Source organism: Streptomyces sp. bgisy027 (assembly GCF_057710365.1).
This window is the reverse complement of record NZ_JBYIVZ010000012.1, coordinates 142,775-157,970: the sequence shown is the minus strand read 5'-3', so window position 1 is coordinate 157,970 and position 15,196 is coordinate 142,775. Positions and strand designations below refer to the sequence as shown.

12 protein-coding genes and 1 pseudogene are annotated in these 15,196 nt (G+C 72.0%); 5 read left to right on the top strand and 8 right to left on the bottom strand.

The genetic code is table 11. The features are described 5' to 3' along the window. Window positions 1-10: 10 nt before the first annotated feature. Window positions 11-1,651 carry a tetratricopeptide repeat protein gene (locus AC3ETA_RS15080; protein ID WP_432193391.1) on the bottom strand — a complete coding sequence of 547 codons (1,641 nt, stop codon included), beginning with the start codon at window positions 1,649-1,651 and terminating at the stop codon, window positions 11-13. A gap of 270 nt (window positions 1,652-1,921) precedes the next feature. Between AC3ETA_RS15080 and AC3ETA_RS15075 the strand changes: the two genes are divergently transcribed. Beyond that, window positions 1,922-2,443, top strand: coding sequence for a DUF6668 family protein (locus AC3ETA_RS15075; protein ID WP_432193390.1), 522 nt, complete (start codon window positions 1,922-1,924; stop codon window positions 2,441-2,443). A 34-nt stretch (window positions 2,444-2,477) separates the two neighbouring features. Here AC3ETA_RS15075 and AC3ETA_RS15070 read toward each other — a convergent pair. After that, a pseudogene (locus AC3ETA_RS15070) lies at window positions 2,478-2,567 on the bottom strand (GNAT family N-acetyltransferase); the annotation flags it as partial. 58 nt (window positions 2,568-2,625) lie between these two features. Between AC3ETA_RS15070 and AC3ETA_RS15065 the strand changes: the two are divergent. Beyond that, window positions 2,626-4,119: an amidase family protein gene (locus AC3ETA_RS15065; RefSeq protein ID WP_432193389.1), complete on the top strand. Its 1,494-nt coding sequence runs from the start codon at window positions 2,626-2,628 to the stop codon at window positions 4,117-4,119. A gap of 164 nt (window positions 4,120-4,283) precedes the next feature. Continuing rightward, window positions 4,284-4,868: a flavodoxin family protein gene (locus AC3ETA_RS15060; RefSeq protein ID WP_432193388.1), complete on the top strand. Its 585-nt coding sequence runs from the start codon at window positions 4,284-4,286 to the stop codon at window positions 4,866-4,868. Between the two features lie 63 nt (window positions 4,869-4,931). On the opposite strand, the gene AC3ETA_RS15055 is transcribed toward AC3ETA_RS15060, so the two are convergent. The 5 genes from AC3ETA_RS15055 to AC3ETA_RS15035 form a co-directional block, all read right to left on the bottom strand. After that, complete coding sequence (locus AC3ETA_RS15055) at window positions 4,932-5,834, bottom strand: ABC transporter permease (protein ID WP_432193387.1); 903 nt, start codon at window positions 5,832-5,834, stop codon at window positions 4,932-4,934. After that, window positions 5,821-7,002: an ABC transporter ATP-binding protein gene (locus AC3ETA_RS15050; RefSeq protein WP_432193386.1), complete on the bottom strand. Its 1,182-nt coding sequence runs from the start codon at window positions 7,000-7,002 to the stop codon at window positions 5,821-5,823. The genes AC3ETA_RS15055 and AC3ETA_RS15050 overlap by 14 nt, the downstream gene beginning before the upstream one ends. A 52-nt stretch (window positions 7,003-7,054) precedes the next feature. After that, entirely contained in the window at window positions 7,055-8,323 is a 1,269-nt protein-coding gene (locus tag AC3ETA_RS15045) for a LolA family protein (RefSeq protein ID WP_432193385.1), read from the bottom strand. Window positions 8,324-8,625: 302 nt separating this feature from the next. Continuing rightward, on the bottom strand, window positions 8,626-9,645 hold the full coding sequence (locus AC3ETA_RS15040) for a CHRD domain-containing protein (RefSeq protein ID WP_432193384.1): 1,020 nt from the start codon (window positions 9,643-9,645) through the stop codon (window positions 8,626-8,628). Window positions 9,646-9,801: 156 nt separating this feature from the next. Then, window positions 9,802-10,812: a polyprenyl synthetase family protein gene (locus tag AC3ETA_RS15035; protein ID WP_432193383.1), complete on the bottom strand. Its 1,011-nt coding sequence runs from the start codon at window positions 10,810-10,812 to the stop codon at window positions 9,802-9,804. Window positions 10,813-11,805: 993 nt separating this feature from the next. Between AC3ETA_RS15035 and AC3ETA_RS15030 the strand changes: the two genes are divergently transcribed. Then, entirely contained in the window at window positions 11,806-12,534 is a 729-nt protein-coding gene (locus AC3ETA_RS15030) for a LysM peptidoglycan-binding domain-containing protein (protein WP_432193382.1), read from the top strand. A gap of 66 nt (window positions 12,535-12,600) precedes the next feature. Here AC3ETA_RS15030 and AC3ETA_RS15025 read toward each other — a convergent pair whose 3' ends face one another. Further along, window positions 12,601-13,431 carry an HAD family hydrolase gene (locus tag AC3ETA_RS15025; RefSeq protein ID WP_432193381.1) on the bottom strand — a complete coding sequence of 277 codons (831 nt, stop codon included), beginning with the start codon at window positions 13,429-13,431 and terminating at the stop codon, window positions 12,601-12,603. Between the two features lie 308 nt (window positions 13,432-13,739). Here AC3ETA_RS15025 and fahA point away from each other — a divergent pair, with 308 nt between their 5' ends. Next, entirely contained in the window at window positions 13,740-14,960 is a 1,221-nt protein-coding gene (gene fahA, locus AC3ETA_RS15020; RefSeq protein ID WP_432193380.1) for a fumarylacetoacetase, read from the top strand. Window positions 14,961-15,196 lie beyond the last annotated feature (236 nt).

Genomic DNA, 15,196 nt, shown 5'->3' with positions numbered 1-15,196 from the left:
CGGCGAGCGGTCAGCCAGTGGGCGGTTCGGCCGACTTGGCGGCCCGGGCGGCCAGGCGGTCCATGCGGGCACGGGCCGCCTCCAGCTCCTCGACGTCGTCGGCGGCCGGACCGCCCTCGGCCGCGATCTCGTCCCACAGTCCGAGCAGGTCCCGGCCCATTTGCAGTCCCTGGGCCGGGTCCCGCACGGCGCGCCAGGCCGTGGCCGCGCCGTGCAGACTGCCGTACGCCGCCTCCGCGTCGCGGGCACCGTGGTGCCTGCGCGCCACGTCGAGGGCGAGCGCGAAGGCGCGCTCCGGGTCGCCCGCCAAGTAGGCGATGTACGCGCCGAGTTCACGGATCCGCAACACCTCGGCGTGCTGCGGCCCGAGCACCGCCGACGCCTCCGCCACGGTCCGCTCCGCGAGCTCCGCCGCCTCCGCCGTGCGCCCCGCCTTGACGGCGTCGTTGATCCGCGCCATCGGTACGGCGAACGGGGAGGCGTCGGCGGTGGCGTCGGCCGGTGCGTCCCCGAGAACGGCCTCGGCGACCGCGTCGAAGCCGCGGGGCGGGGCGGGCTTGGGGTCGGGGTCCGAGACGGGGTCGGGACGGAGGTGGGAGTGCGGGTGGGAGCGAGGGTGGGAGCGGGGGTGCGGGTCGGAGCCGGGGGCCGGCTTGGCGGCCGGGGTCGGGACCGGCAAGGGGGTCGGGTCCGAGACGGGGATGCGGGTGGAGGGGGTCGGCGGCGCGTCGGCCGGTTCCGGCGTCGGGGTCGGGGTCGGGGACAGGGGCGCGTCGGCCGGTTCCGGCGTCGGCGTCGGGGTCGGGGTCGGCGGCGCGTGCATGGGTCCGCTCGCAGATGCGTCCGACGGTGCCTCTCCGGGCGTATCCACGGGGGCGTCTGCGGATGCGCCTGCGAGGGTGTTCACGGGGGCGTCTACGGGGGTGTTCACGGGAGCGCCTACGGGAGCGCCTACGGGGGTGTCCACGGGAGCGCCCATGACCGGCGGTGGCCCGAACTCCCCGAGCGGCGGCGCGACCGTGCCGGGTGCGGCGTCCTGCACCGGCTCGGGTAGGGCACGCAGCCGGAAGGTGGGCGAGGCGTCCTGCGACGGGCCCGAGAGCGGCCGTAGGACATGGGTGGGCCTGTCCCGGTGCGGTACGGCGCCCGGCGGCGGGGCGGGGTCGGCGCTTGCCGAAGGGGCGGGGGCGGCACTCGGCGAAGGGGCGGGGGCGGCACTCGGCGGCGGGGCGGGGGCGGCGCTCGCCGAAGGGGCGGGGGCGGCGCTCGCCGGAGCGGCGGGGAGCGCGGGCCGCTCCGCCGCGGGCCGCACGGCTGTGGCCGGCGCCGCGGGCGGACCGGTGCGGACGGGCTCGGCGGTGAAGCGGCTGGAGCCGTCCTCCTCGACCAGCAGCGGGACGACGTAGCCGATGCGCTCGTCGTGGACGGTGGCGTGCACGGGGTGACCGCCGGCGCGGGCGATGCGCTGCAGGTGGGCCAGGACGACGTGCTGGATCTCCTCCCCCGGGGCCGCCATGACGGGGACGCCGCCGATGGACGCGCCGCCCGCGCCCGGGCCGGCGACGGGGACGTGCACGTCGATCGGCGCGGCCACCTGGGCCGCGACGGCGTGTTTGTGTTCCCGCTTCTTCGCGCGGCTCAGTCGAGGCATCGCTTCCCTCACTCGCATGCGTCGGGGAGTGCGCGGACGGCGCGTTCGGGTTCCATGGTGCTCCCTCTCGCCGTCGGGTTCCGCTTCCCCGGCGTCCAGGTCCGGTTGTACAGGTCGGACACGTCGTACACGTAATCTCGAGTCTCTCCGGCCGCGCACGGTGCGGACGTCACCGTGACGTCACAGACTCGTTCCAGGAGCTTGTGCCACGTCACAGCGTTCTCATGCCTGGCTCGAAGATCGGTGGCGTGACGAGGGAGGAGTGCGGGCATGCGGACTGACATGCGCGTGCAGCAGGGCCGGCCGCAGCCGGGGCCGGAGATCTGGATCCGCGGGCCGGTGGCCCTCCCGGAGGAACCTCCGCCCTCTCCCGGCCCCTTCCGGCCCCGGCGTTTCTCCTGGGTCGGTGTGTGCGGCGGGGCGGGTGTGTCGACGCTCGCCGCGGTCTACGGCGGCCACGACTGCGGACGCGGCTGGCCCGGGCCGGCCGATCCGCCGTCGGTACTGCTCGTGGCCCGCACCCACGCGGCCGGGCTGACCGCCGCGCTGCACACCCTGGAGGTCTTCCGGCGCGGCGAGGCTCCGCACGGGCTCGACCTCGACGCGGTCGTCCTGGTCGCGGACGCGCCGGGGCGTCTGCCGCGACCACTCGCCGAGCGCGTCAAGGTCATCGAGTCGATGATCGACGTGTACCGGGTGCCGTGGGTGCCGGCCTGGCGGCTCGGCGATCTGAGCGGGCAGCGGCCGAGAGAGGCGGAGGCGCTGGCGCGGCTGACCGGCCGGACTCTGTGAGGTCGGGGAACGTCCGCCGCGGCCGGTGAGTGCCGGTGGCGCCCCGTCGGCGCAGCTCCGTGGCCACGGACTCGACGGCGAAGCGGCCGTAGCCCCGGCCCTGCTCCGCGGCGGCGATGTTCAGTGCCGGTGAGGTGAATCCGTCGCCCCGGGGTCCGCCCCGGCGCACGGACAATCACTGCATGACGCGTACGCCTGACCACCCCGACGCAGACCCCTCTCCCGCCGCACCCGCCTCCCTCTCGGCCGAGGAGATCGCCTCCGCCGTACGTTCGCGGACCCTGCGCGCGGTCGACGTCGTCGCGGAGGCCCTCGACCGCATCGAACGGGCCGACCCGGTCCTGTCCGCCTTCATCGAGGTCTGGGCCGAGGACGCTCTTCGGCGGGCCGGCGAGGTGGACGCACGGGTCGAGGCGGGTGAGTGGCTGCCGCTGGCCGGCGTACCGATCGGCGTCAAGGGGCGGCGCGGGCTCGGGACGGCGGGCCCGTTGCTCGAAGCGGGGTGTGTGGCGGTGGGGGCGACATCGGTTCCGGGACCGGGGACCGTCTGGCAGACCTGGGGACTCGGCCGCCACGGCCCCACGGTCAACCCCTGGCGCCACGACCGCACGCCGGGCGGCTCCTCGGCCGGTTCCGCGGTGGCGGTGGCGGCGGGACTGGTGCCGCTCGCGACCGGGAACGACGGGGCCGGTTCGGTACGGATCCCGGCGGCGTGGTGCGGCGTCGTCGGGCTGAAGGTCGGCAACGGGCGGCTGCCGTCGAGCGACCGCACCGGGCTCATGGTGCCGGGGGTGCTGGCGCGGCGGGTGGGGGATGCGGCGGCGTACTGGCGGGTGATGTCAGGCGACACCGCGGAGGCCGACCTCGGGGCCGGGTCGAGGTCCGGGGCCGGAGCCGGGTCGAGGTCCGGGGCCGGGTCGGGCGCCAGATCTGGGGGCATGTCCGGGGCCGAGGGCAGGTCGGGGGCCGAGGCCAAGACCGAGGCCGAGACGGGCGCCAGAGCCGGAGCCAAGTCCGGAGCCGGGTCGGGCGCCGGATCTGGAGCCAAGTCCGGAGCCGAGGGCAGGTCCGGAGCCGAAGGCAAGTCCGGGGCCGAAGCCAAGACCGAGGCCGAGACGGGCGCCAGAGCCGGGGCCGAGGCCGGCGCCAGAGCCCGAGCCAAGTCCCGTTCCGCCGGTCCGCCGACCGCCGTATGGTCTGCCGACCTCGGCTTCGACTGCCCCGACCCGGACGTCGTCGCCGTCGCCCGTGCCGCCGCCCTCCGGCTGGCAGAGGCAGGGGCGCTACGGCTCACGCGCCCGCGCTCCGCGCTCCGCCTCCACGACCCGGCCCCGGCATGGCTGGCCCTGCGGACGCCGGGCGCCGGGCCCACCCCCGAGGTCCATCGCATCCGTGCCGCCAACGACGGCCGGCTGGCCGCCCTCTTCGCCGACAGCCGGCTGCTGCTGACGCCGACGGCGCCCACCCCGCCGCACGGTCACGAGGGCCCCGGCGAGCACTACTCCACCGCGCTCACCTGGGCGTTCAACCTAAGCGGGCATCCGGCGATCAGCATCCCGGCGGGGTTCGGGCCGGACGGCTGCCCCGTCGGACTCCAACTGGTGGCGGCACACGGCGAGGAGGCGCTGCTGCTCGAAGTCGCGGGCGTGGCCGAGGCCCACCTCGGGCCCTGGTGAGCGCTGCGCCCTTCTGGATCGCCGGACACCTGCAGGATCCTCCCGGACACCTGCAGGATCCGATCCCCTGGACATCTACATGCGTGCGCATATAATGCACATGCGATTAGTTGTCGTACGCCGACCATCCGGCCCCCTGTGAAGGCCGACTCTTTGGGGGAACCATGACCCGCCGCTTCCTGTTCGTCCTCGGCAGCAGCCGTTCCGACGGCAACACCGAGCTCCTGGCCCGCAGGGCCGCCGAGCAACTGCCCGAGGGTGTCGAGCAGCAGTGGATCGACCTGGCCGCGCATCCGCTGCCCGACTTCGAGGACCTGCGGCACGACAGCGACCATGTGCGCCCGACCCGGGGGAACGTGGCACTGCTGCTCGACGCCACGCTCGCGGCGACGGACGTCGTGATCGTCTCGCCGCTGTACTGGTACTCGGTGTCCGCGCACGTCAAGCGCTACCTCGACTACTGGTCGGGCTGGCTGCGCACGCCCGGTGCCGACTTCAAGGCGACCATGGCCGGACGCACCCTGTGGGGCGTCACCGCGCTCGCGCACGAGGAGCAGGAGGTCGCCGATCCGCTGATCGGGACGCTCAGCAACTCCGCCGCGTACCTGAGGATGCGCTTCGGCGGAGTGCTGCTCGGCAACGGCAGCAAGCCCGGTGACGTGCTCGCCGACGCCGAGGCACTGGCCCGCGCGAAGACGTTCTTCGCGCAGGAGGCGCCGCTCGCGCGCTTCCCGTACGAGACCGACTGAGCGCTGCGCCCTGATGTCCTACACCCTGATGTCCTACGCCCTGATGTCCTACGCCGTGATCTCCTACGCCGTGATGTCCTTCGCCGTGAACCTCGCCCACGCCGCCGAGCCGAACACCGCCGCGTAGAGGCCCTGGAGACCGAGGTTCTTCACCAGGTCGTCCCAGTAGACGGGCTCGCGCATGAGGTCGGCGAAGGACAGCCAGTAGTGCGAGAAGAAGTACGGCTGAAGCGCGTGGAGCTGGGGGATCTGGTCGAGGATCTGCACGGTGATCAGCAGGCCCACCGTCGTCGCCATCGCCGCGATGCCGCTGTTGGTCAGCGTCGAGACGAACAGGCCGAGCGCCGCCACGCCGATCAGTGACACGGCGACGACCAGGGCGATCAGCAGGGCTCTGGCCAGGCCCTCGCCGAAGCTGATCCGGGTGCCGGAGATGGTCGTCAGATCGCCGAGCGGGAACAGCAACGCGCCGACCGTGAGCGCCGAGACCGCGACCACCAGGGTGGCCACCAGGCAGAACGTCATCGTGGTCGCGTACTTGGTGAACAGCAGGCGGGTGCGGCCGGCGGGGGCGACGAGGAGATAGCGGAGGGTACCGGCGTTCGCCTCGCCCGCGATCGCGTCGCCCGCGATGACGCCGATCGCCATCGGCAGGAAGAAGGGGAGCGTCGCGGCGAGTGCGGTGAAGACCAGGAACAGGCCGTTGTTGGTGATCTGCGAGATGAACGCCGGGCCACCGCCACCCTCGGGTCCACCGCCCGCGGACGAGCCGTCGCCGGTCTCGATCTTCACTGCGATGCCGACCAGGATCGGCACGGCGGCCAGGACGGCGAGCAGCGCGAGGGTGCGCCAGCGCCGGAAGGTCGTGGCGAGTTCGCTGCGGAACAGGCCGAGGGTCCACAGGGGGCTGGACTTCCGGTCCGCTCCGATCGCGCCCGCCTGCTCGACGACGTCAGCCCGCGACATCGAACCCCTCCCCCGTCAGTGCCACGAACGCGTCCTCCAGGGAGGCCCGTTCGACGCCGAAGCCGCGGACGCGGACCCCGGCCCTCACCAGCGCCGCGTTGACGTCAGCGAGATCACGGTCCGGGGGCTCGGCGGTCACCCGGTCGTCGGTGATCACGACATCGCCGGCGCCCTGTTCCTTGAGCACCCGGGCCGCGTCCCCGGTGTCCGGTGTGGTCACGACGAGCCGGCCGCGCGTCCCGGCCGCCAGCTCCGCCACCGCACCCTGGGTGATCAGCCTTCCCTGGGCCATCACGGCGGCGTGCGTGCAGACCTGCTCGATCTCGTCGAGAAGGTGTGAGGAGAGGAAGACGGTCGTGCCGTCGGAGGCCAGCTCCCGGATCAGCGAACGGATTTCGCGCATGCCCTGCGGGTCGAGACCGTTGGTCGGCTCGTCGAGGACGAGGAGCCTGCGCGGCTGCAGCAGCGCGGCCGCGAGCCCGAGCCGCTGCTTCATGCCGAGCGAGTACGCCTTGGCCTTCTTGCCGGCGGCGGCCGTCAGGCCCACCCGGTCCAGTGCGGCCGTGACGCGGGCGCGCCGGGTACGGGGATCGGCGGTGGGGTCGGCGGCGTCGTAGCGCAGGAGGTTGTCGCGGCCGGAGAGGAAGCCGTAGAGGGCGGGTCCCTCGATGAGTGTGCCGACGTGCGGCAGTACGGCGCGCGCGGCCCGGGGCATGGGCTGCCCGAGCACGCGCGCGGAACCGGAGGTGGGCTCGATCAGGCCCATCAGCATGCGGATGGTGGTGGTCTTGCCCGAGCCGTTCGGACCGAGGAAGCCGAAGACGCTGCCCGCCGGGACGGCCAGATCGAGACCGTCCACGGCGAGCTGCCCACCGCGGTAGCGCTTGGTGAGCCCGTGGGTGGAGATCACGGCACCGCCGTCACCGGGCCCCGCGGACCCACCGGCGTGCGCGGTCTCGTCGCCCTGCCGACTCCGGTCGGTCCGGGCGGTCTCGTCGGCCTGCCGACTCCGGTCGGTCCGGGCGGTCTCGTCGGCCTGCCGACTCCGGTCCGTCCGGGCAGCCTCGCCGGCCTGCCGACTCCGGTCCGTCCGGGCAGCCTCGCCGGCCTGCCGACTCCGGTCCGTCCGGGCGGTCTCGTCGGGCTTCCCCGCGGGCGGTTCCTCCATCGGCGCCTCGGGCTCCTCGGTTCGTGGTGCGGGTCGGGCGGTCGGTGGTGGGCTACTTGCCCGAGTCGGCCGCCTTCACGAGCGCGTCCTTGGTGACGGCGCCGACGTACACCTTGCCGTCGTCCGTGACGAGGGCGTTGATCAGGCGCGTCTTGAAGACGGTGCCCGAGCCGAACTTACCGGTGACCTTGTCGCCCAGGGAGTCCAGGAAGCCGCCCATGTCGCCGCCGACCTCGCTGCCGGACGGGACGCCCTCGCCGCCGGTGTCGAAGACGGCCACGGAGTTCCAGCCCTCGCCGATGACCTCGGGGCCGCCCTCGGCGCCCTTGCCCAGCGCGCCCCCGGACAGCGGGCCGCCGAACTCCTTCTCCAGCTCCTTGCCCAGTTCGTCCTCGGACTTCGCGCCGCCGTGCTCGCGGGCCGCCTTGTCCAGCTCGCCCTCCTCGGTGACCGTCGCGCCCTTGGGCGGGGTGAAGTCGAAGGTGGAGGCGGCCGGCTTGGCGAAGCTGACCTGGGTGAAGCCGGCGTCGATCACGGCCGCGCCACCGCTCGACGGGGTCAGCGTGAACTTCAGCGGCATGCCGGTCTCGGCGTCCACGGCCACGCTGATCGCGCCGACCGTGCTCCCGGACTGCTTCGGCTTGATGACCAGCCGGTAGGCGTCCCGGCCCGCGACCTGCGCGGTGCCGTCGACGGTGACGGACGTGGTGTCGTCCACCGCCTTCAGGGCCTCCTCGGTGAACTCCTTGGGTGTACCGGGGACCTCCTCGGACTTGCCCTTGTCCGCCTGTGCCTCGTCGGCGGTGCCGTGGAAGACCTCGTTGGACTTGCTGTCGTAGCCCCAGATGTCCTTGCCGTTGTGGATGAGGCTGTACTCGGAGGCGTTCTCCAGCAGGGAGAGCTTCTGCTTGTCGTCGCCGTCCACGGCGAGGCGCAGGGTGTGCGTGCCGGACGCCAGCTCGGTCAGCTTGGCCGAGGGGTCGGCGGACGATCCGTCACCCGAGCCCGAGGCCATGGCGCCGGAGGCGAAGCCGGCCCCCAGCCCGCCGAGGTCGGGCAGCCCCAGGTCGGTGGTGATCTTGAAGGTGCCGGACAGCTGCTCCACGTCCGACTTCGCGATCTTCTCGATGAGTTGCTGCGCGGTGATGTCCGGCAGATCGGGGTCGCCGGAGTCGGCGATCGCCGGGACGAGCCCGATGGTCGCCGCCGCGATTCCCACGACCGCGACCGGAACGACGTACCGCGCGGCCTTGCGACGCCCCGTGCGCAGGTCGTCGGCCTCCCCTGCGGTCGTGCTGTCCTCGGATTCGTACGGTGCCATGTGTGCCTTACCTCCGTCGTCGGCGGCGGCTGTCTCGTTCCCTCGCTCGCGAGTCCTGTGACCCCGCACTCGCCCACCCCGTAGCCGCCATTCTCACCCGAATCGGTGAGGAGTGGTGTTTTCCGTGGTCTCCATCTGACCAAATCGGCCAGGGAGATTCGTCAGCCTCCGGAGCCAACTCCGTGTACACCTGCGGTATGACACACGCGGGCGGCGCCTCCCCCGACCCGTAGGGGTCGGCGGGGAGAACGCCGCCGGGTGGGCGCCGCGCGGACGGCCGTAAGGGCCGCAGCCGCCGCGGATCAGCCGTTGAGGAACACGTAGTCCGCCTGGTACGGCACACCGACGATCGCGCCGGGCGTGCAGGAGCCGGCCGGAGCCACTCCGCCGACGGTGTTCAGCCGCAGGATCTCGGCGGTGTCGGCGAGCAGGCCGTGGTGCTTGCCGGACTGAGTGGCCTTCAGGTCGAGCTCGGGGATGTTCCTGTCGCCGTTCGGGGTCCGGGAGATGACGGCCCCGGTCACCGCGCTGCCGTCCCGCGCGATCCACTGCGGCGTACCGGAGTCGGGTGCCACGAAGGAGTGCGCGATACGGCCGCCGAGCACGGCGCTGACGTCCCGCTGGGCGAACGCGTACCCGCCGCCCTCGGCCGGCTTGCACTCGTAGATCTGCTTGCCCTTGACGACGGACGCCTGGAAGTTGTCGAGCGCGTCGCGGAAGCCGAACCCGGCGACGGTGACCTTGTGGAGCTGCCCGCGCACCGCACCGCCCGGGAACTCGGCCGTGTGGAGGTTGGCGTAGAAGGAACCCGGGTCGTTCTTGAGGGCGTTGAGCAGGGCGGGGTCCTTCACCTCGACGCTGCCGGTGACGCTGTGGCCCTTGCTCTTGCCGAGCAGGCCGCCGAAGTCGACCTTGATGCCGCCGTTGGTGCCCTTGGCGCCCTGGTGGATGTGGAGGGCGGTCGGCCGGCCGGTGCCGCGCCAGGTGACGGCGACGGACACCTTCTCGCCCTTGACCTTCACGAACTCCAGGGCAGCGCCGTCCTTGTCCCCGACGGCGGGCCCGCCCTCGACGGGCACCTCGTTGGCCCCGCGGAGGGAGGCCGCGAGGATCGTGCCCCCACTGCCGCCGATACCCCCGGCGGCGGTCCCGCTCCGGCTCACGATCCCCTGCGTGTCGCTTCCGGCGTGGCCCGCGTGGTCGGCGCGGTCATCTCCGGCGGCGAAGGCGGGAATCACCGCGGCGGCGACACCGCCGGCGGCGGCCACCGCGACGGCGGTGACGATCAGGCTGTTACGGCGCTTCGAGAACGTCGTCTTCATGCCCATGATTCTGTTTTCTCCCCGTAATGCAGCTGACGCCCCCTGCGTCAGCTTCTGGGCATTCATACGGAAGGGATCTCAGTTTGGACTCAGTCCAGACTTGTGGCGTACGTCACATACTGAGGCGGGGTTCATACTGCCGAGGGTGGCCGCACCTCAGCCCGCCCGGTGCACCACCGCGTCGCACAGCTCCATCAGCGCGGCCTTCGCGTCCATGTCCGGCAGCGGCGCCAGCGCGGCCCGCGCCTCCTCCGCGAACCTGACGGTGTCCCGTCGCGCCTGCTCCAGCGCCGGGTGCTCCCGGAGCCCGGCCAGCGCCTCCGCCAGCCGCGCGTCGTCGCTCAGGTCGGACTCCAGCAGTTCGCACAGCGCGATGTCCTCGGCCAGCCCCAGCCGCGCGGCACGCTCCTGGAGCCGCAGCACCGGCATGGTCGCGATGCCCTCGCGCAGATCCGTCCCCGGCGTCTTGCCGGACTCGTGCGAGTCGCTCGCGATGTCCAGCACGTCGTCCGCCAGCTGGAAGGCGACACCCAGCCGCTCCCCGTACTGGGTCAGCACGTCGACGACCGTCTCGTCGGCGCCCGACATCATCGCCCCGAACCGGCACGAGACCGCCACCAGCGACCCGGTCTTCCCGCCGAGCACGTCCAGGTAGTGATCCACGGGATCGCGCCCGTCCTGCGGCCCCGCCGTCTCCAGGATCTGCCCGGTGACCAGCCGCTCGAACGCCTCGGCCTGCACCCGGACCGCCTCGGGCCCGAGGTCGGCGAGGATGTGCGAGGCCCGGGCGAAGAGGAAGTCGCCGGTCAGCACGGCGACGGAGTTCCCCCAGCGGGTGTTCGCGCTCTCGACCCCGCGCCGTACGGCCGCCTCGTCCATCACGTCGTCGTGGTACAGCGTCGCCAGATGGGTGAGCTCGACGACCACGGCCGAGGGGACGACCCCCGGCGCGTACGGGTCCCCGAACTGGGCCGCGAGCATCACCAGCAGCGGCCGGAACCGCTTCCCGCCCGCCCGCACCAGATGCTGGGCGGCCTCGGTGATGAAGGGGACCTCACTCTTGGTGGCTTCGAGCAATCCCTCCTCGACAGCCGCCATTCCGGCCTGGACATCGGCTTCCAGAGCCTGGTCCCGCACGCTCAGCCCGAACGGCCCGACGACGGTCACGAGGGGTCTCCTGTCTGCTGGTGTCCACTGGCTGTTACACGGTTTGTCGATAGGTCGCTGCCATCACTCAAGTCAGCGTATCCGGTCAGGTTTCGATCACCGATGCCGCCCACCCGTCCACCATGGGCGGTATCGGATCACGGCAGGTATGTTTTTGATCACCTGATAAGGCCGGATATCGATCGACTTATATGGAAGTAGCGACCCGCGTCCCGAACCGGTGCCGCCACCGTCCCGGCCACCCCGGCCACCCTCACCCATCTGACCTCCCTCGTCGGCGGCCGGCTCAACGATCACACCCCCCGCCGGCCCGACGGAGGACTGCCATGACAACGACTCGCACCGCACGCGAGGTTCCACCCTCAGGGTCGACATGCGCGCCCGGAGGCGTCGGCCACGGCACACCGGAACTCCCCCCGCACGCAAGCGCGTTGGGCGGAACAGAGATCGTCCCCCGGCGATCCGCACAGAGGGCGAAGGACCACTTTTCCATCCGACACGGGAAAAACGGACTCCATGGACAGCCGGATAAAGGCGAGTTGGATCCATTGCCCGATTTGCCACTCTTGCGCCCGCCAGTGAGTTGGGTCACTCGCGCCGGGTCTCACATCTTTCCGGGGGTACCCCTTCCCGCCTTGCACCAAAAGCAAGTTGAGGATTAACAACCGCAAAGGATCAAGTACCGCATTCGCCTCAGACCAAGGTCAAACTGCACTACAGGTGACGACGACACTTGTTCCTGGCATGTGCTCTCGCATACGTTCCCGCTCGTCGGGCGGACGCCTAATCCTGCCGCTGCCCGAGTCATCCACCCACACGCAACTCACAAACGCACGGCAGAGCGGGGGACCCAGGTAAGCCGCCGGACCGGACGCCTTGATGGCGCACCGGCCCGGCTAGGGGTGAAGTCGCGCCGCCGCACGGTGGCCCGGCCGGGCATCTCCCGCCCGAACCCGACAGCTCACCTCGCAGGCGTCGGAGAGGAACAGCGCCATGCCCCGAGGCAAGCACCGCCGCCCCCGCACCACCCCGCTCACCCGCCGTGCCGTCATCGCCGGAACCGGCACCGCCGCCATCGCCCTTCCCCTCCTGGGCGCGACCACCGCAACCGCCGCGGAGCCCGCCACGGCCAAGGTCGGGTCCGTCACGTACACCACCAAGAAGGGCGACACGCTCTACGGCATCGCCGACCGGTACGACGCCCAGGGCGGCTGGAAGCAGCTCTACAAGGACAACCGCAAGACCATCGGCGACAACCCCCGGCTGATCCACCCGGGCACCGACCTGAAGGTCCGGGCGACCAAGAAGGCCGGCACGCCGGGCAAGACGGCCTCCAAGGCCGCCGCGCCCGCCAAGAAGTCCTCCGTCGCACAGGCCACCCAGTCCTCCGTGAAGACGTACCCGGACAACCTCGACGGCTGGATCCGCAACGCCCTGGACATCATGGGACAGAACGGAATCCCCGGTTCTTACGAGGGCATTCACCGCAACATCATGCGCGAGTCGTCCGGCAACCCGCTGGCCATCAACAACTGGGACTCCAACGCCGCGGCCGGCACCCCGTCCAAGGGCCTCCTCCAGGTCATCGACCCCACCTTCGCGGCATACCACGTGCCGGGGACCGTGTACGACCCCTACGACCCGGTCGCGAACATCGCGGCCGCGTGCAACTACGCGGCCGCGCGCTACGGCTCGATCGACAACGTGAACGGGCCCTACTAGGACCAGCGGGCCACCCGTACCGGAAGCGGCAAGCCACCCGTCGGCGCATATCGCTCCTATCGCTCCTTACCGGGCGATATGCGCCAGGGTGTCCGCGAACAGTCTCTCCAGGACGACGGCGATGCCGTCGTCCTCGTTCGAGGCCGTGATCTCGTCGGCGACCGCCTTGAGTTCGGGGTGCGCATTGGCCATCGCGACCCCGCGGGCGGCCCAGTCGAACATGGGGATGTCGTTGGGCATGTCCCCGAAGGCGATCGTGTCGCGCGGTCCGAGGCCGAGATGCTCGGCGGCGAGCGCGAGACCGGTCGCCTTGGTGATGCCGCATGGCTGGAGTTCGACGGTGCCGGGCCCGGACATGGTGACCGTCGCCAGCGAACCGACCACCGAACGCGCCGTCGCCGCCAACTCGTCGTCCGACAGCGTCGGATGGCGCAGCAGCACCTTGCTGATCGGCTCGCACCACAGGTCCTCGCGGCGTCTGACGCGCACGGCGGGCAGCGTGGGGTGCGGCATCAGATAGCCGGGCTCGATGAGCGTGAGCCCGTCGACGCCGTCCTGGTCGACGGCCGCGTACACCTGCCCCACCTCCGCCTCGATCTTGCCGAGCGCGGTCTCCGCGAGCTCCCGGTCCAGCGTCACGGACCACAGCAGACGATCCGCGCCGGCGTCGTACAGTTGCGCGCCCTGTCCGCACACCGCGAGCCCCGTACTGCCCAGGATGTCGAGCAGCGGCCCCACTCTGGGCGCCGGCCGCCCCGTGACGACGAGGTGCTGAGCGCCGGCCGCCACCACCCGCCCGAGCGCGTCGAGGGTCCGGTCGGACAGCGTGTCGTCACCGCGGAGCAGCGTCCCGTCCAGGTCAGTGGCGATGAGTGAATATGCGATGGGTGGAGCCATGATCAGAGAATACGGACAGGAAGCCCCTTCGACTCGACCTGAACCGGACGGCTGCTGGGTTCACTTGTGTTGACACCTGTTCCGGTTCCATTTGTGCTATTGCGCGCACAACTGCCTTCCCTCCTCTGTGATTTCACTCCGACGTGGCCGCGCGGCGTGTCCGGGGCCCCGCCGAGGGTGACGACCTGCCGTTCCACCGGTCCCCGCGACGCGGGTTTTCGCACTGCCCAAGGCAGGCGGCTCACACGTAACGTGTGGCCCGACCGACCACATGGCATACGGAGCGTATGAGAGTGAGGCAGCACCCCATGCCCCCCTTCGATCTCCCCGAGGGCGACCCCTTCGGCACGCACAACCTTCCGTACGGCGTCTTCTCCCTCCCCGGCGCGGACTCCGCACGACGGGTCGGCGTCCGGCTCGGCGACCACGTCCTCGACGCGGGCAGGGCCGCCCAGGCCCTCGGCTCCCCCTACGCCCCGCTGCTCGCCCGGGACTCCCTGAACCCGCTGCTCGCCGCCGGCCGCACCACCTGGTCGGACGTGCGGCGCGCGCTGACGGCATGGGTGACGGTGCCCGCGCACCAGGAGGTCGTGCGCGACCTCTTCCACCCCCTGTCCTCGGTGACCCTGCACCTCCCCTTCGACGTCGCCGACTACGTCGACTTCTACGCCTCGGAGAACCACGCCCGGAACGTCGGCCAGATCTTCCGCCCCGACGCCGAGGACTCCCTCACCCCCAACTGGAAGCACCTGCCGATCGGTTACCACGGCCGCTCCGGCACCGTGGTCGTGTCCGGCACGGATGTCGTACGCCCGTCGGGCCAGCGCAAGGCCCCCACCGATCCGGCGCCGGTCTTCGGCCCGTCGATCCGGCTCGACATCGAGGCCGAGGTCGGCTTCGTGGTCGGCACACCGTCGCGGATGGGCGAGCCGGTGGCGCTGGGCGACTACCGGGAGCACGTCTTCGGCCTGTGCCTGCTCAACGACTGGTCGGCGCGCGACATCCAGGCCTGGGAGTACGTCCCCCTCGGGCCGTTCCTCGGCAAGTCCTTCACCACGTCGGTGTCGGCGTGGATCACTCCGCTGGATGCCCTGGACGACGCGCGGGTGGCACCGCCGGAACGCACCTATCCCCTGCTGCCGTACCTGGACGACTCCGGCTCCGAGACCGAACCCGGCGGCTACGACCTGCGTATCTCGGTGGCCGTCAACGGCCACGTGATCTCCGAGCCCCCCTTCTCCACCATGTACTGGACCGCCGCCCAGCAACTCGCCCACATGACCGTGAACGGCGCCTCGCTGCGCACCGGCGACCTGTACGGCTCCGGCACGGTCAGCGGCCCGACGGAAGGCGAGCGCGGCTCACTGCTGGAGTTGACCTGGAACGGCCGGGATCCGCTCGAACTCCCTGACGGCAAGCGGACGTTCCTGGAGGACGGCGACGTGGTGACGCTGTCCGCCTGGGCGCCGGGGCCCGGCGGGGTCCGGGTGGGGCTGGGTGAGGTCACGGGGCGCATCGAGGCGGGGTGACGGCGAGGCCGGCAGGGCGCGGACCGGGAGCGAGGCCGGCACCGGGAAGGCCGCCGGTGCCGGCAGGACCGCCGGTGTCGGCGAGGCCGGCGCCAACTCGCTGATTCCGCGGGACGTTTCGCATCCGCGGCGGTGGCGCCGGCGCCCCGGCCGTACGGTCGCCCGGGCCGCGCATTCGGCGCGTCCTTCCCCCTGACTCCGCCGACGGTCGCCGTCATCCTGACTGGCGGTGGGAT